17 protein-coding genes are annotated in these 16,076 nt (G+C 65.8%); 12 read left to right on the top strand and 5 right to left on the bottom strand.

Translation table 11 applies throughout. The features are described from left to right. The first annotated feature begins 10 nt into the window (after positions 1-10). From ACM0M4_RS29370 to rsd, 4 genes are all read left to right on the top strand, one after another. Positions 11-1,141 carry a uroporphyrinogen-III C-methyltransferase gene (locus tag ACM0M4_RS29370; RefSeq protein ID WP_003123705.1) on the top strand — a complete coding sequence of 377 codons (1,131 nt, stop codon included), beginning with the start codon at positions 11-13 and terminating at the stop codon, positions 1,139-1,141. Continuing rightward, a complete protein-coding gene (locus ACM0M4_RS29365; RefSeq protein WP_003096390.1) occupies positions 1,138-2,376 on the top strand; it encodes a heme biosynthesis protein HemY in 1,239 nt (412 codons plus the stop codon). Before ACM0M4_RS29370 ends, ACM0M4_RS29365 begins: the two co-directional genes overlap by 4 nt. A 178-nt stretch (positions 2,377-2,554) precedes the next feature. Continuing rightward, positions 2,555-3,046 carry a disulfide bond formation protein B gene (locus tag ACM0M4_RS29360; RefSeq protein WP_003099230.1) on the top strand — a complete coding sequence of 164 codons (492 nt, stop codon included), beginning with the start codon at positions 2,555-2,557 and terminating at the stop codon, positions 3,044-3,046. A 279-nt stretch (positions 3,047-3,325) separates the two neighbouring features. Continuing rightward, positions 3,326-3,808 (top strand): sigma D regulator, encoded by a 483-nt coding sequence (gene rsd, locus ACM0M4_RS29355; protein ID WP_003120370.1) that lies wholly within the window; start codon positions 3,326-3,328, stop codon positions 3,806-3,808. A gap of 61 nt (positions 3,809-3,869) precedes the next feature. Here rsd and ACM0M4_RS29350 read toward each other — a convergent pair whose 3' ends face one another. Next, entirely contained in the window at positions 3,870-4,499 is a 630-nt protein-coding gene (locus ACM0M4_RS29350) for an FKBP-type peptidyl-prolyl cis-trans isomerase (protein WP_033986878.1), read from the bottom strand. 125 nt (positions 4,500-4,624) lie between these two features. Between ACM0M4_RS29350 and algP the strand changes: the two genes are divergently transcribed. Then, positions 4,625-5,647 (top strand): alginate regulator AlgP, encoded by a 1,023-nt coding sequence (gene algP, locus ACM0M4_RS29345; protein ID WP_034017189.1) that lies wholly within the window; start codon positions 4,625-4,627, stop codon positions 5,645-5,647. On the opposite strand, the gene ACM0M4_RS29340 is transcribed toward algP, so the two are convergent. Next, positions 5,644-6,096 (bottom strand): TIGR02444 family protein, encoded by a 453-nt coding sequence (locus ACM0M4_RS29340; protein ID WP_003114036.1) that lies wholly within the window; start codon positions 6,094-6,096, stop codon positions 5,644-5,646. The genes algP and ACM0M4_RS29340 overlap by 4 nt on opposite strands. Before the next feature lie 72 nt (positions 6,097-6,168). Between ACM0M4_RS29340 and ACM0M4_RS29335 the strand changes: the two genes are divergently transcribed. From ACM0M4_RS29335 to ACM0M4_RS29310, 6 genes are all read left to right on the top strand, one after another. Beyond that, on the top strand, positions 6,169-8,085 hold the full coding sequence (locus ACM0M4_RS29335) for an ATP-binding cassette domain-containing protein (protein WP_034017188.1): 1,917 nt from the start codon (positions 6,169-6,171) through the stop codon (positions 8,083-8,085). After that, positions 8,085-8,663: a mechanosensitive ion channel family protein gene (locus ACM0M4_RS29330; protein WP_003111256.1), complete on the top strand. Its 579-nt coding sequence runs from the start codon at positions 8,085-8,087 to the stop codon at positions 8,661-8,663. Before ACM0M4_RS29335 ends, ACM0M4_RS29330 begins: the two co-directional genes overlap by 1 nt. A 6-nt stretch (positions 8,664-8,669) precedes the next feature. Continuing rightward, positions 8,670-9,428, top strand: a complete 759-nt coding sequence (locus ACM0M4_RS29325; RefSeq protein ID WP_003099222.1) for a TerC family protein — start codon at positions 8,670-8,672, stop codon at positions 9,426-9,428. A gap of 229 nt (positions 9,429-9,657) precedes the next feature. Beyond that, complete coding sequence (locus ACM0M4_RS29320) at positions 9,658-10,287, top strand: LysE family transporter (protein WP_003096365.1); 630 nt, start codon at positions 9,658-9,660, stop codon at positions 10,285-10,287. A gap of 104 nt (positions 10,288-10,391) precedes the next feature. Then, the gene (locus tag ACM0M4_RS29315; RefSeq protein WP_031633305.1) at positions 10,392-12,293 is read left to right on the top strand and encodes a cytochrome c/FTR1 family iron permease; all 1,902 of its coding nucleotides are present in this window, start codon (positions 10,392-10,394) and stop codon (positions 12,291-12,293) included. 66 nt (positions 12,294-12,359) lie between these two features. Further along, the gene (locus ACM0M4_RS29310; protein ID WP_003099218.1) at positions 12,360-12,842 is read left to right on the top strand and encodes a YaiI/YqxD family protein; all 483 of its coding nucleotides are present in this window, start codon (positions 12,360-12,362) and stop codon (positions 12,840-12,842) included. On the opposite strand, the gene ACM0M4_RS29305 is transcribed toward ACM0M4_RS29310, so the two are convergent. From ACM0M4_RS29305 to ACM0M4_RS29295, 3 genes are all read right to left on the bottom strand, one after another. Continuing rightward, a complete protein-coding gene (locus ACM0M4_RS29305; RefSeq protein WP_003111254.1) occupies positions 12,827-13,300 on the bottom strand; it encodes a thioesterase family protein in 474 nt (157 codons plus the stop codon). The genes ACM0M4_RS29310 and ACM0M4_RS29305 overlap by 16 nt on opposite strands. A gap of 95 nt (positions 13,301-13,395) precedes the next feature. After that, positions 13,396-14,064 carry an isoprenoid biosynthesis glyoxalase ElbB gene (elbB, locus tag ACM0M4_RS29300; protein WP_003099212.1) on the bottom strand — a complete coding sequence of 223 codons (669 nt, stop codon included), beginning with the start codon at positions 14,062-14,064 and terminating at the stop codon, positions 13,396-13,398. A gap of 164 nt (positions 14,065-14,228) precedes the next feature. Continuing rightward, positions 14,229-14,819, bottom strand: a complete 591-nt coding sequence (locus tag ACM0M4_RS29295; protein ID WP_003096354.1) for a DedA family protein — start codon at positions 14,817-14,819, stop codon at positions 14,229-14,231. A 243-nt stretch (positions 14,820-15,062) separates the two neighbouring features. On the opposite strand from ACM0M4_RS29295, the gene hemB reads away from it, so the two are divergent. Further along, complete coding sequence (hemB, locus tag ACM0M4_RS29290; RefSeq protein ID WP_003096352.1) at positions 15,063-16,076, top strand: porphobilinogen synthase; 1,014 nt, start codon at positions 15,063-15,065, stop codon at positions 16,074-16,076.

The raw sequence follows: 16,076 nt of genomic DNA, 5'->3' as shown, positions 1-16,076 counted from the left end.
GGATGGACCTGTGAGCGAAGCAGTCACTCCCCAAGACGACGCAAGAACTTCCACTTCCACCCCTTCTCCCGTTGCACCCGATGCATCCAGGCGTTCCGGTACCGCCACCGGCCTGGCGTTGCTCGCCCTGCTGGTTGGCGTGGCGGGACTCGGCGCGGGTGGCTGGAGCTTCTGGCAGGTCCAGCAGTTGCAGGGCACCGAGCGTGACCAGCTGGCGCAGCTGGAAGATGCCCGTGGCAAGACCGAATCCCTGGCCCAGCGTAACCAGCAACTGGCTGCCCGCCTGGACGCTTTGCCTACCGCGGACGAACTGGAGGCCCGGCGACGCCTTGTGGTGGAGCTGCAGGGCGACCAGCAGCATCTCAGCGAGCAACTGAAGAAGGTCCTCGGCCAGAGCCGCCAGCAATGGCGACTGGCCGAGGCCGAACACCTGCTGCGCCTGGCCAGCCTGCGCCTGTCCGCCTTGCAGGACGTGGGCAGCGCCACCGAACTGGTGCAGGGCGCCGATGACATCCTGCGCGCGCAGAACGATCCCGGCGCCTATGCCGCCCGCGCCAAGCTGGCGGCCAGCCTCGAGGCCCTGCGTGCGTTGCCGGAGCCGGACCGTACCGGGCTGTTCGTGCAACTGGCGGCGTTGCGCGAGCAGGTCAACCAGTTGCAACCGCTCACGCCGACCTTCAAGGAAGGCGAAAGCGGTGCCAGCAATGTCGCCTGGGGCGACGGCAACAGCACCTGGGAGCTGTGGTGGGAGAAGATCTCGCGCTACATCCGCATCGACTTCAATGCCGGCCAGGACATTCGTCCGCTGCTGGCCGGCGAGCAATTGGCGCAGGTGCGCCTGACCATCGGCCTGGCCCTGGAGCAAGCCCAGTGGGCGGCGCTGAATGGCAAGCAGGAAGTCTACGAGCAGGCGCTGAAGCAGGCCCAGGACGTGCTGGACGGCTATTTCAACGTAGAGCTGGCCGACAGCCGCGCGTTGAAGTTGCGTATCGATGAGTTGGCGAAGCAGCCGGTCACCGTGCAGGTCCCTGACCTCGCACCGGCCCTGAGCGCCTTGCAGTCCTACGTGTCGCGCCGCGAGGCCGCCGGCAACCTGGTGCCCGAGGCGCAGGCGGCTCCGGCCACGGAGGGCCGTCCATGAGACGCATCTACCTCCTGGTCCTGGCGGTGGTGCTGGTCGCCACGCTGGTTGGGCTGGCGATTTCCGAGCAGGCCGGCTATGTGCTGATCGCCTACAAGAGCTTCCGTTACGAATCCAGCCTGTGGTCGTTTCTCGCCCTGCTGGCGGTGGTCTGGCTGCTGGTGGTGCTGGTGCGCCTGGTCCTGCGCCTGCTCGGCAGCTCGGGGCGGGTGGTCAACCCCTGGTCGCGCTACAACCGCCGGCGTCGCGTGCAGATGGCCGAGCACAGCGGCCTGCGCGATCTCGGCGAAGGCAACTGGCCGCAGGCACTGCGTCACTTGCGGCGGGCGGCGGAGATGGGCGAGCGGCCGCTGATGCATTACCTCGGCGCGGCGCGGGCCGCCAACGAACTCGAACGCTACGACGAGGCCGACGACCTGCTGAACCGGGCTCGCGAGCGCGAGCCGGACGCCCAATTGCTGGTCGGCCTGACCCGTGCGCAACTGCTGATCAATCGCGGCGACTACCCGCAGGCACGCAATACCCTTGAAGAGCTGCACGGGCTCCAGCCGCAGCACCGCACGGTATTGCGGCTGATGCAGCAGCTGTACGTCACCCAGCACGACTGGCAGGCTCTTTGCGTCCTGCTGCCGGAGCTGCGCAAGGAGCGTGTGCTGAAGGATTCCGAACTGCGCGACCTCGAACGCCGTGCCTGGGTGGCTTCCTTGCAGGAAGCCGGCGAGCGTGGACTGAACGAGGGCGAGACGGCGTTGCAGCCGCTGACCCAGCGCTGGCAGAACGTGCCTTCGGCGCTGCGTGCAGACCCGGCGATCGTCGCGGGCTATGCCGCCCAACTGCTTCGCCTGGGCGCCGAGGAAGAGGCCGAAGAAGTCCTCCGCCATGCGCTCAAGCAAGGCTTCGACGCGACCCTGGTGCAACTCTACGGGCAGGTGCGCGGGCGCGATCCGGGCAAGCAATTGCAGGCCGCGGAAGGTTGGCTCAAGGAACATCCGAACGATCCCGGCCTGCTGCTGACCCTGGGGCGCCTGTGCCTGATCAACAAGCTCTGGGGCAAGGCCCGGGAATACCTGGAGGCCAGCCTGAGCTTCCAGCGCAGTGCCGAGACCTGCGCCGAGCTGGGCCGCCTGCTGGCGCAGCTCGGCGAGGTCGAGCGCAGCAACCAGTTGTTCCAGGAGGGCCTGGTCCTGCTCGATCGGCGTACTCCGGGGCTGCCCGTGGTGGTGGCGGGCATTTGAGCATGGGGAACGCCCCCGGCGTTCCCCGTTCGGCTCCATCGGCAGGACTGTGGCGGCTTGTCGCGGGCGCCCGGCATGATTCGGGATGTCTTGCCGCAGAGCGGACTTGCGGCTTGAAACGGCCGGAGGCTTTCCACTACCGTAGGCGGCCTTTCCCCTGTGTACCTGTGGATCCGCCATGCCCCTGGCCAGCCCCCGTCAGCTTTTCCTTCTCGCGTTCCTGGCCTGCGTCGCCATCATGGGCGGGGCGCTGTACCTGGAACATGTGGTTGGCCTGGAGGCCTGCCCGCTGTGCGTCGTGCAGCGGATCTTCTTCATCCTGATCGGCCTGACCTGCCTTGCTGGCGCGATCCAGGGGCCCGGCCTGCGTGGGCGGCGTATCTACTCCGTGCTGGTGTTCCTGCTCGCTCTCGGCGGCGGGGCCACGGCCGCCCGCCAGGTATGGTTGCAGACCGTTCCGCTGGACCAACTGCCGGCCTGCCTGCCCAGCCTCGACTACATGATGCAGGCGCTTCCCTTCCAGGAAGTGATCCGCCTGGTCCTGCATGGCACCGCGGATTGTGCCCAGGTGAGCTGGACGCTATTCACCCTGAGCATTCCGGAATGGAGCCTGCTGGCGTTCGTTGCCTATCTCGGCTTCTCCATCGTGCAGTTCCTCCGACGTGCCTGATGCGGGCTGTCGCGTGGTCTTTCGTCAGCTCTCGAGCGTCGGCCGTATCGATTTGGCGAAAACCAGAGCGGATGCGGGATACCGATCAAACATCCGTATGAATTTTTCTGTACGGGCGTCTTGATGGGGTCATCCCGGGGGCATAATCTGGCTTTCCATAGCGCCGGAGTCCGCCCCTTGCACAGGCGTTCTCCCACAGAGCGCAGAGAGTGCGTCAGCAATGCGTCTCGGAGCGGACGATGATTCTCCGGGACGTCCGAAGAGGGAAGCGAGGACAACATGCTCGAAAGCTGCCGTAATGCCCAAGAGCGGTGGGGGGGTGTGCACCAACTGATCGATCGCTGGCTGCATGAGCGCCAGCAACTGGTGCAGGCCTTCGATGCCCTGAGCGGTATTCAGGCACCGGCGCCCAACGCCGAAGAACTCCAGCATTTCTGCCAATTGCTGCTGGACTACGTATCTGCCGGACACTTCGAGGTCTACGAGCAACTGACGGCGGAAGGCAAGGCCTTCGGCGATCAGCGCGGCCTGGAGCTGGCCAAGCAGATCTTCCCCCGGCTGGAAGCCATCACCGAATCCGCGCTGAACTTCAACGACCGCTGCGACAACGGCGATTGCCGTGAAGGAGCCTGCCTCATCGCGGAGCTGAAGGTCCTGCGGCAACAATTGCACGAACGCTTCGAGCTGGAGGACTGCCTCATCGAAGTCCTGCACAACGCCCACAGCCAGAGCGGCGCAGAGGGTTCGGCAGTACCGGTCTGATTCACCGGCGAGTCGTTACGAAACGGCGCGTCTCCATGCGGGAGAGCGCCGTTTTTGCATTTCAGCGGAAGCCCAGCAGGTCGATCTCGAAGACCAGCGGAGCGTCGGGCGGGATCAGGTCGCCAGCGCCTTCGTGGCCATAGGCTTGCGCCGAAGGAATCACCACTCGCCAGCGCGCGCCGACAGGCATCGCTCGCAACGCTGTGCGCCATCCCTCTATCACACTGTCCAGGGCGAACCACTCGGCGCTTTCGCTCTGGTCGAACACTTGACCGTCGGCAAGCAGGCCGCGGTAACGGACGTGTACCTGGGTTGCCGCGCCGATGCCGTTACCTTGGCCACGACGTAATTCGCTGACGAGGACGCCGCCGGTCAATTCGCGGATGCCGAAGCGGGCTTTTTCGTTGGCCAGGAAGCGGGCCTCGGCGGGTGTGGTCCGCGGTGTTTCCGTCGTGGCGTTCTCGTGTTGCAGCAGAAGTTTTTCGATGCGTTCGGGGGGGATTTCAAGTGCCTCGCCGCGATAGGCCTGGCGCAGTCCGAGAAGTAGTTCGGATAGCTCTAGGTCGGGCATTTCCTGCTGTAGGCGCGTGCCCAGACGGGCGCCTACAGCATAGGCCAGTTCGTCCTTGGGGGGCGCGGCGAAAAGCGGCAGCGGCAGTAGAAAAAGACCGATGAAAAGGCGGCGCGGCATGCGGTTTCTCCAGACGAATCGGCGGGCAATCCTGGCGCACGTCGCTTGTAGCACATCGAACCCGTTGGCGAGAGGGGGGTTGCGGGTCTAGTATGGGCGCAACCACGTCCGCCTGGAGGCACGTCATGTCGGCCAACAAGAAGCCCGTCACCACCCCCTTGCACCTGTTGCAGCAACTTTCCCACAGCCTTGTCGAGCACCTGGAAGGTGCGTGCAAACAAGCGCTGGTCGATTCGGAAAAGCTCCTGGCCAAACTTGAAAAGCAACGTGGCAAAGCCCAGGAAAAACTGCACAAGGCTCGCACCAAGCTGCAGGATGCTGCCAAGGCCGGCAAGACCAAGGCACAGGCCAAGGCGCGCGAGACCATCAGCGACCTGGAAGAAGCGTTGGATACCCTGAAGGCCCGGCAGGCGGACACCCGTACCTACATCGTCGGCCTCAAGCGTGACGTACAGGAAAGCCTCAAGCTGGCGCAGGGTGTCGGCAAGGTGAAGGAAGCTGCTGGCAAGGCTTTGGAGAGCCGCAAGGCGAAACCCGCGACCAAACCTGCTGCGAAGGCGGCAGCCAAGCCTGCGGTGAAAACCGTAGCGGCGAAGCCTGCGGCCAAGCCGGCTGCGAAACCGGCGGCCAAGCCTGCGGCGAAAACCGCGGCAGCGAAGCCCGCAGCCAAGCCGGCTGCGAAACCGGCTGCGAAACCGGCGGCCAAGCCTGCGGCGAAAACCGCAGCCGCGAAGCCCGCAGCCAAGCCGGTGGCGAAGCCTGCTGCGAAACCGGCGGCCAAGCCCGCGGCGAAAACCGCAGCCGCGAAGCCCGCAGCCAAGCCGGCGGCGAAGCCTGTGGCGAAACCGGCGGCCAAGCCCGCGGCGAAAACCGCAGCCGCTAAGCCCGCAGCCAAGCCGGCGGTGAAGCCTGTGGCGAAACCCGCGGCCGCGAAGCCTGCAGCCAAGCCGGCTGCGAAGCCTGCGGCGAAACCGGCGGCCAAGCCTGCGGCGAAACCCGTAGCCGCGAAACCTGCCGCAGCCAAGCCCGCCACCGCTCCTGCTGCGAAGCCTGCGGCGACTCCCAGCGCCCCGGCAGCCGCCTCCAGCGCTGCTTCGGCAACGCCTGCCGCGGGCAGCAACGGCGCCGCCCCGACCAGCGCCTCCTAAGGCGCTGTCTGCAAAGCCGCCGAGCCAAGCACCAGCAAAGCCCGGCGCTCTGCTTCCGTGCAGATGTCCCGGCTGCAGGCTTGCAGCCAGGCATCCGCACTGCGATTCGCCTCCTGGCCCTCCAGCCAGGCTGTGGCCAGGTCGGCCAGGCGTTGCAGGTGTTCCCGTTCCGCTCGTAGTTCCTGGGCCTTCATTTCCTCGCGGAGTTCGGCCAGGCAGGCATCGTGGGTTGCCGCTTCGCGCCAGGCGCAACGCAATCTGCGCAGGGGTTCGATGACCGTTTCGCGCCAGGGGCGCGCGGCGTTCTCCAGGATCTGGGCGCGTTCTTTCGAGCAGCTCACACCGCGCCTGCCAAGCCAGGCGGCGACCAGCAACAGGCAGACGTCCGCACCTTGCTCCTGAAGCGCGAGGCAAGCCGTTTCCACGCCCGGCCGGGCATAGACGTCCACCGCGAATTTCCAGACATTTCCAGTCATACAGCCTCACGCTCCGCAAGGGCGAAACTGATAAACTCCGCCGCCATGATCCGACTCCTCAATCTTACGCTACAGCGCGGGCCGCAGCGCCTCCTGGAAGCTGCTGAACTGACCCTGCACGCCGGCCAGAAAGCCGGTCTCATCGGGGCCAATGGCGCTGGCAAGTCCAGCTTGTTCGCGCTGTTGCGCGGCCAGCTCGGCCAGGATGCCGGCAACTGCCTGTTGCCCGCCGACTGGCGCATCGCGCACATGCGCCAGGAGGTCGATACCCTGGATCGCCTGGCGGTGGATTACGTGCTCGACGGCGACAGTCGCCTGCGCGAGATCCAGGCGGCACTGGCCGCCGCCGAAGCGGCGCACGACGGTTCTGCCCTGGCGCGCCTGCATACCGAACTGGACAACGCCGACGGTTACACCGCCGATGCACGGGCGCGCAAGCTGCTGGCCGGACTCGGCTTCAGCAGCGAGCAGATGGAGCGCCGGGTCGGTGATTTCTCCGGCGGTTGGAGGATGCGCCTGAACCTGGCGCAGGCGCTGATGTGCCCGTCCGACCTGCTGTTGCTCGACGAGCCGACCAACCACCTCGACCTGGACGCCATCCTCTGGCTGGAAGAGTGGCTCAAGGGTTATCCCGGCACTCTGGTGCTGATCTCCCACGACCGCGACTTCCTCGATGCGGTGGTGGACCACGTGGTGCATCTGGAAAACCGCAAGCTGACCCTCTACCGCGGCGGCTATTCCGCTTTCGAGCGGACCCGCGCCGAGCGGCTGGCTCAGCAACAGCAGGCCTACGAGAAACAGCAGGCGCAGCGTGCGCACATGGAAAGCTTCATCGCCCGCTTCAAGGCCAAGGCCACCAAGGCGCGCCAGGCGCAGAGCCGGATCAAGGCGCTGGAGCGTCTAGAGGAACTGGCGCCGGCACATGTCGATTCGCCGTTCAATTTCAGTTTCCGCGAGTCGGACAAGATCTCCCGGCCGTTGCTGGATCTCGGCGAAGGCCGTCTCGGCTATGGCGACAAGGCGGTGCTGGAGAAGGTCAAGCTGCAACTGGTGCCCGGTGCGCGGATCGGCCTGCTCGGTCCCAACGGCGCCGGCAAGTCGACCCTGATCAAGACCCTGGCCGGGGACCTGCCCGAGCTGGGCGGCCGCCTGCTGCGCGGCGAGAACCTGGCCATCGGGTACTTCGCCCAGCACCAGCTCGATTCGCTGGATCCACAGGCCAGCCCGTTGCTACATCTGCAGCGTATCGCCCCCGGCGAGCGCGAACAGACCCTCAAGGACTTCCTCGGCGGCTTCGACTTCCGCGGCGTTCGGGTGGACGAGCCGGTATTGAACTTCTCCGGTGGCGAGAAAGCGCGCCTGGCCCTGGCGCTGATCGCCTGGCAGAAGCCCAACCTGCTGCTGCTCGACGAGCCGACCAACCACCTCGACCTGGAAATGCGCCTGGCCTTGACCATGGCTCTACAGGAGTTTTCCGGGGCGGTCCTGGTGGTTTCCCACGACCGGCACCTGCTCAAAAGCACCACCGATGAATTCCTCCTGGTCGCCGATGGGCGCGTGGTGCCGTTCGATGGCGATCTCGACGATTACGCCCGTTGGCTGGTCGACTATCGCGCGCGCAAGGCGCCGCAGGCCGAGACCGCGCCGGGTGCGCCGACCGAACGCACCGACAAGCGCGCCCAGCGCCAGGCAGCGGCCGCGCTGCGCCAGCAGCTGGCGCCGCACAAGCGCGAGGCCGACAAGCTGGAGCGCGAACTCGGCGGCCTGCACGAAAAGCTAGCCGCTATCGAGGCGCGGCTGGGCGACAGTGCCCTGTACGACGTATCGCGAAAGGACGAATTGCGCGAGTTGCTGTCCGAACAATCGAGCCTGAAGGTTCGCGAAGGCGAGCTGGAGGAACGTTGGCTGGAGGCCCTGGAAACCCTCGAAGCCCTGCAGAAAGAACTAGAGGCCAGTGAGTGATGGAAGACTTGCAGGTGTTGACGCAGACCTGGAGCGGGCCGCTGGTGGTGGCGCTGCAGATCCTGCTCATCCTGCTGGTCGCCTGGCTGCTACAGCGCCTGGTCCGACGCACGGTGACCCGTATCGGCGAGCGTTATCCGGTGCCGCCGGAGCTGCTCCTGCCGCTGCGTGGGGGCCTGCGCTGGCTGATCATGGTCAGCGCACTGATCATGGTGCTGGAGCGCCTGGGCGTGTCCGCCGAAGTGCTGTGGACCGCGCTGACCGGTTTCGCCGCGGTGGCGGCGGTAGCCTTCTTCGCCATCTGGAGCGTGCTCTCCAACCTGTTCTGTGCGTTGCTGATCTTCACCGTCGGGCCGTTCCGCATCGGCGACCGCGTGGAGCTGATCGATAGCGCCGACAAACCGGGCGTCACCGGACGCGTGGTTGCCATCAATCTCTTGTATACGACACTGGAAGAAACCCTCGAGGATGGCTCGCCGGGCCCGCTGCTGCAGGTTCCCAACAGCCTGTTCTTCCAGAAAGCCGTGCGTCGCTGGCGTGGGCCAGGTTTTTCAACTCCAACAAAAAACGGGAAATAACCATCTATGGAATGGCTCGCCAGTCCTGAAATCTGGGTTGCGTTCCTGACCCTGACCGCCCTGGAAATCGTCCTCGGCATCGACAACATCATCTTCATCTCGATCCTGGTCGGGCGCCTGCCGCCGGCCCAGCAACCGAAGGCGCGCTTCTTCGGCCTGGCCCTGGCCATGGGCACGCGGATCCTGCTGTTGCTCTCGATCACCTGGGTCATGCGCCTGACCACCGACCTGTTCCACCTGTTCGGCCAGGGCATCTCCGGGCGTGACCTGATCCTCTTCTTCGGCGGCCTGTTCCTGCTGTTCAAGAGCACCATGGAGATCTACCACAGCCTGGAAGGCGCGGAAGAAGAGCAGAAGAGCGGCGGCAAGGTCCACGGCTTCATGGGCATCATCGTCCAGATCGCGATCATCGACATCATCTTCTCCCTGGACTCGGTGATCACCGCCGTCGGTCTGGTGCAGAACGTGCCGGTGATGGTCGCGGCGATCGTCATCTCGGTCGGCGTGATGATGCTGGCGGCAGGCACCATCAGCGACTTCATCGAGAAACACCCCTCGCTGAAGATGCTCGCCCTGTCGTTCCTCATCGTGGTCGGCACCGTGCTGGTGGCCGAGTCCTTCGAAGTGCACGTGCCGAAAGGCTACGTCTACTTCGCCATGGCCTTCTCCCTGGCGGTGGAGGCGCTGAACATCCGCTTGCGCGGAGCCCTGGCGCGCAAGCGCGGCGAAGAGCCGGTGAAGCTGCGCAAGGGTTCGCCGGACTGAGAGCGTTCGGGGCCAGGGCGAATAGCCGCATCGCGGTGGTCTGCCCAACATGGCTGAGCGCGTATCCTCGGGAAAGCCCGGCATCTGCCGGGTTTTTTCTGTCCGCCAGGTTGCGCCCGCAAAGGTTGGGCGAGGCGCGTGGTCGGAAAACCTGTGCGGCTGCTCCGCCTTGGTGCACACTGGCTTTTTCGTTCCCGCCGCCAGCCGCGTTCGCTTTCCGAGGTGTGCAATGCTCGTCAGTACCTGGTTCGCCTTCTTCCTCGCCTGCTGGGCCATCAGCCTGTCGCCGGGCGCCGGAGCCATCGCCTCGATGTCCTGCGGGTTGCAGTACGGCTTTGCGCGAGGCTACTGGAACGCGCTGGGCCTGCAGATCGGCCTGGCCCTGCAGATCGCCATCGTCGCCGCCGGCGTCGGTGCGTTGCTGGCGACCTCGGCACTGGCTTTCAGCCTGATCAAGTGGTTCGGCGTGGCCTACCTGGTGTACCTGGCGGTGCGCCAGTGGCAGGCGCCGCCACAGGCCTTGAGCACCGATGGCGAACGGCCTCTGGGGCGACCGTTGACCCTGGTGCTGCGTGGTTTCCTGGTCAACGCCAGCAATCCCAAGGCGGTGATCTTCATGCTCGCGGTGCTGCCGCAGTTCATCGACCCGCACCAGCCGCTGCTGGCGCAATACCTGATCATGGGCGGCACCATGATCGTCGTCGACCTGATCGTCATGGCCGGCTACACCGGGCTGGCTGCGCGCGTGCTACGCGTACTGCGTTCGCCGCGCCAGCAGAAGCTGGTGAACCGTACCTTCGCCAGCCTGTTCGTCGGTGCCGCGGGGCTGCTGGCGACGGTACGCCGAGCGCCGCTCTGAGCCGCCCGACACGCTGATGGGCGTGATTGTTACAGAGTATTTCTTGCATGGGCGGGAAGGCGAAGGGACAATTTAATCTCTTCCATTCTCACTTCGTCTTCGCCATGCACCCTCCGAAAATCCTGCTGTGGCTGCTGCCGCTGGTCTGCGCGTTCAGCCTTGGAGCTCTTGCCGACACGGCCGTCGACCCCTCCCAAGCCTTGCATCTGTTGAGTTACCTGGCGGCCGACTATCCGCCGACCGTGGCTGACGGCAAGATCGTCGACCCCAGCGAATACCAGGAACAGGTGGAGTTCGTCGGCAACCTGCAGGCATTGGTCCTGACCCTGCCGATGCGCCCCGAGCGCGCCGAGCTGGAGAGGGGCGTCGCCAGCCTGCGCCAGGCCATCGAGCAGCGCTTGCCGGGAAGGGACGTGGCCCTCCAGGCGCGCAACCTCGAGGCACGGGTGGCGGATATCTACCAGGTGGTGCAGACCCCCGCGATCACCCCCGACCCGAGCCGCGCGGCGCCGATCTATGCCCAGCAGTGCGCGATCTGCCATGGCGATGCGGGCAAGGGCGACGGCCCCGCCGGCATCGGCCTGGAACCGCCGCCAGCGAACCTCACCGATCGCCAGCGCCTCGACCACCTGAGCCTCTACGACCTGCGTAACGTCATCGGCCTGGGCGTGGCGGGCACCGACATGCCGGCGTTCGCCGACCAGCTCGACGAACGCCAGCGCTGGGATCTGGCCAGCTATGTGGCCGGCCTGAGCGCCCGCAGTGCGCAGCCGGACAAGGCCCATGCCTACCCGCTGGCGACCCTGGCCACGCAGACTCCGGCCGAAGTCGCCGAGTACGACGGCGAGGCCGCTGCGGAGAGCTTCCGCGCCCTGCGTGCGCATCCGCCGCTGGAGCAGCGCGGTCCTGGGCAGTTGATCGACTATACCGCCGCCACCCTGGACAAGAGCTTCGCGGTCTATCGCGAAGGCGACCGCGACCAGGCCTACGACCTGTCGGTGGCGGCCTACCTGGAAGGCTTCGAGCTGGTGGAAAGCTCGCTGGACAACGTCGACGCCGATTTGCGCCGCTCCACCGAGAAGCAGCTGATGGCCTACCGCCAGGCGTTGCGCGATGGCCTCCCGGAAACCCAGGTGGCGCAACAGCTGGAGCTGGCCAAGGGCAAGCTGGCAGAGGCCGCCAAGCAGCTTGGCGGCGACTCGCTGAGTTTCTCCATCAGTTTCGTTTCCGCCTTGTTGATCCTGTTGCGCGAAGGGGTAGAGGCAATCCTGGTGCTTGCCGCCATCCTCGCCTTCCTGCGCAATACCGGGCAGGAAAGTGCCGTGCGTGGCGTGCACGTCGGCTGGGGGCTGGCCTTCGTCGCCGGCTTCGCCACCTGGGCGTTGGCCGCCTATGTGATCGATATCGGCGGTGCCCAGCGCGAGCTGATGGAGGGCTTCACCTCTCTGTTCGCCTGCGTGATGGTGCTCTGGCTCGGCGTCTGGATGCACGACCGCCGCCACGCGGCAGCCTGGCAGGACTACATCCGCAGCAGCCTGGTGGGCGGTGGCGGACGCTTCGGCTTCGCAGTGCTGGCGTTCTTCTCGGTCTACCGCGAGTTGTTCGAGGTCATCCTGTTCTACGAAACCCTCTGGTTGCAGGCCGGACCGGCCGGGCACAATGCCGTGATCGGCGGTGCGGCGACCGCCGTGGTCCTGTTGATCGGCCTGGCCTGGGTGATCCTGCGTGGTTCGGCGAAACTGCCGCTGGGGTTGTTCTTCAGCATCAACGCGGCGTTGCTCTGTGCGCTCTCGGTGGTGTTCGCCGGACATGGCGTCATCGCCTTGCAGGAAGCCGGGGTGATCGGCACTCGTCCGGTCCCGTTCTTCGACTTCGACTGGCTGGGGATCAAGGCCGACGCCTATTCGCTGTCGGCCCAGGCCATGGCGCTGGTGGCCATCGCGCTGCTCTACGGACGTAGCCGGATCGTCGAGCGCCGGCGTGCGGCGGCCAACGCGGCCGACTGAGCGGGTTCGCGCAACCACGACGGCCAGTGCGATACTGGCCGTCGTCATTTCTACGGAAGTCCGTTCATGCGTATCTGGATCGATGCCGACGCCTGCCCCAAGGCGGCCAAGGAACTGGTCTGCAAGTTCGCCCTCAAGCGCAAGCTGGAAGTCTGGATGGTCGCCGGCCAGCCGCAGGTCAAGCCGCCGTTCGCCTGCGTGCGTCTGGTGGTGGTGGAAAGCGGGATGGATGCGGCTGACGATTACCTGGTGGAGCAGGCCGAGCCGGGCGACCTGGCGATCTGCAGCGACGTACCGCTGGCCGATCGGCTGATCAAGAAACAGGTTGCCGCCCTCGATCCTCGCGGCCGCGAGTTCGACGCGCGGAACATGGGCGATAAGCTGGCCATGCGCAACCTGATGGCCGACCTGCGTGACCAGGGGCAGATGGGCGGCGGCCAGGCGCCCTACGGTGAGCGTGACCGCCAGGCGTTCGCCAACGCCCTGGACCGCCTGCTCACCCGCCTGCAGCGGGAAGCCGATCTACGCGCGAGTCAGCCGCACAGATAGGTACCGGTACCGACGGCGACCAGCGTGCCGTCGTCGCTATGCAGTTCCGAGCGCACCACTGCGACCTTGTTGCCCGAGCGAAGCGGCACCGCATGGGCGGTGAACGTCCGGCCGCGTCCCGGGCGCAGGTAGTCGACGCGCAAGTCGATGGTGCCGAGTTTCGACAGCCGCGCCATGCGCTCGTGGCCTGGCAGTTCGCGATGCCGTTCGAGGGCGCCGATCAGGGCCATCGCTCCGCCGGTGACGTCGAGCAGGCTGGAGATCACCCCGCCGTGGAGAATGCCCTGGACGAAGTTGCCGATCAGTTCGTCCTTCATCGGCAGGTCGAGGACTACCCGCTCGCGGCCCAGGCTCGCCACGCGGATGCCGAGCATGCGGTTGAAGGGGATGCGCTGGAAGAAATCCGCCACCAGTTGGTGGACGTCGTCAGGCAGGGCGGAGGAGGGCGTTTCGCTCATCGCGGCGTCTCGATTCGATGGTTTCGAGACGCACGCTGGCGTAGCGGCACGGATTTGAAAAGGGCGGCGGCGCGACCGCCCTCGTGCTTGGCCGATCAGGCCTTGTCCTGGTCCACCAGTTCGAGCACCCGGTCGACCAGCTTGTTGATCCCGGAAGCGGCTTCGGCTATCGACTGGGCGAGCATGTAGGCCGGGGTGGTCACCAGCTTGCGCGCGCTGTCTTCGACGATCTCGTCCACCGGCGCGTCGATGTGCTCGGCACCCATCTGCTTCAGCGCGTCGGCGGTGTCGGCGTCGTTGCCGATGGTGCATTGGACGCCGGCGCCGTAGATCTTCGCCGCCATCGCCGGAGCGATGCAGATCAGCCCGACTGGCTTGCCGGCTTCGGCGAAAGCCTTGGCCAGCGCCAGCACGTCCGGCTGCACCTGGCATTGCGCGCCGTTGATGGCAAAGTCGCTGAGGTTCTTCGCAGCGCCGAAGCCACCGGGCACGATCAGCGCGTCGTAGTCCTCGGCGCGGGCTTCGCGCAGGTCCTTGACTTCGCCGCGGGCGATACGCGCGGACTCGACCAGGACATTGCGGCTTTCCGGCATTTCCTCGCCGGTCAGGTGGTTGACCACATGGTGCTGGGCGATGTTCGGCGCGAAGCATTGTGCCTCGGCGCCACGCTGGCTGAGGCGGAGCAGGGTGATCACGCTTTCGTGGATTTCCGCGCCATCGTAGACGCCACAACCGGAGAGGATGACGGCAACTTTCTTGTGCATGAGGCTTACTCCTTGGGAACGCAGGATCCGGACCGGACGGGCCTGGCCGGGGTCGGTATCGCGCAAGCATAGCGAGCCGCCGGCCCCGGCGGCCAGCCGGAGCGGAGGGTACAAGGAGTTGGAGTGTACGAAGGGGCCGGCTGTTCAGTCGCGTCGGCGCGGGTTCACTCGGATTTGTCGGCGTTGCCGCCCGCGCCGTTGCCGCGCGGTGTCTTGAAACGCCGCCATAGCCAGAGCAGCAGGCCCAGCACGATCAGGCCGCCGAGGACCATGAGTTCGTATTTCTTGATGTTGCCGAGCATGCCTTCCAGTACGCTGCCGAAATAGTAGGCGGCGGAGCCCAGCGCGGCGGCCCAGACGATGGCGCCGATGCCGTTGAGAAGAAGATAGCGGGCCGGTGGATAGCCGGACAGGCCGATGGCCACCGGCATCACCGTACGCAGGCCATAGACGAAGCGGAAACTCAGCACCCACAGGTCGGGATGGCGGCGCACATGGTCCAGCGCCTTGTCGCCGAGCTTCTGCCAGCGCGGCTTGCGCGCCAGCAACCGGCGGCCGTGGCGGCGGCCGAGGAAGTACCAGAGTTGGTCACCGGCGTAGCTGCCGAGGAAGGCGGTGAGAATCACGGTATCCAGCTGCATGTAGCCGCGGAAGGCAAGGAACCCGGCCAGCACGAGAATGGTTTCGCCCTCGAAGAAAGTACCGAGAAAAAGGGCGAAATAGCCGAAGTCCTGCAGGAATTGTTGGAGCATCATCGGGGCAGCGAAGCGAAATGAACGCGCAGCCTAACTCGGTTGAGGGCGTGGGGAAAGCGCGATCGTCACGGCCCAGGTCATTGATTGTGCAATGAATGGCCTTTGCCGCTGGCTTTTTGCGATGATTGGCGGTGCGGCAGGATGCCGCGACCTTGAGTCACTGTCGTCGCTTGTTGCCAATCCGTCATAATCAGGGACTATAACTGTCACACTGTGCCCGTTATCTGGGCCCTGGAGTAAACCGTGAGCTTCACTCCCGCCAATCGCGCCTATCCCTACACCCGCCTGCGGCGCAATCGCCGCGATGACTTCTCCCGCCGCCTGGTCCGCGAGAATGTCCTCACCGTCGACGACCTGATCCTGCCGGTGTTCGTCCTCGATGGGGTCAACCAGCGTGAAAGCATTCCGTCGATGCCCGGCGTCGAGCGCCTGTCCATCGACCAGTTGCTGATCGAGGCGGAAGAGTGGGTGGCCCTGGGCATTCCGGCGCTGGCGCTGTTCCCGGTGACCCCGGTGGAGAAGAAGTCCCTGGACGCCGCCGAGGCATACAACCCGGAAGGCATCGCCCAGCGCGCCACCCGCGCCCTGCGCGAGCGCTTTCCGGAGCTGGGCATCATCACCGACGTGGCGCTCGACCCGTTCACCACCCATGGCCAGGACGGCATCCTGGATGACGATGGCTACGTCCTCAACGACGTCAGCATCGACGTGCTGGTACGGCAGGCGCTGTCCCACGCCGAGGCCGGCGCCCAGGTGGTAGCGCCCTCGGACATGATGGACGGTCGCATCGGTGCGATCCGCGAGGCCCTGGAGTCTGCCGGCCACACCAATGTGCGGATCATGGCCTACTCGGCCAAGTACGCCAGCGCCTACTACGGTCCGTTCCGCGATGCGGTCGGCTCGGCTTCGAACCTCGGCAAGGGCAACAAGGCCACCTACCAGATGGATCCGGCGAACAGCGACGAGGCACTTCACGAAGTGGCCGCCGACCTGGCCGAAGGCGCCGACATGGTGATGGTCAAGCCGGGCATGCCCTACCTCGACATCGTGCGTCGGGTGAAGGATGAATTCCGCGCCCCGACCTTTGTCTACCAGGTCAGCGGCGAGTATGCGATGCACATGGGCGCCATCCAGAACGGCTGGCTGGCCGAATCGGTGATCCTCGAGTCCCTTACCGCCTTCAAACGTGCCGGCGCCGATGGCATTCTGACCTACTTCGCCAAGCAGGCCGCAGAACAATTAAGACGGGGGCGTTGA

Source organism: Pseudomonas sp. 18-147 (assembly GCF_051048045.1).
In the GTDB taxonomy this organism is placed as follows: domain Bacteria; phylum Pseudomonadota; class Gammaproteobacteria; order Pseudomonadales; family Pseudomonadaceae; genus Pseudomonas; species Pseudomonas aeruginosa.
This window is presented reverse-complemented; position numbering and strand designations above follow the sequence as displayed.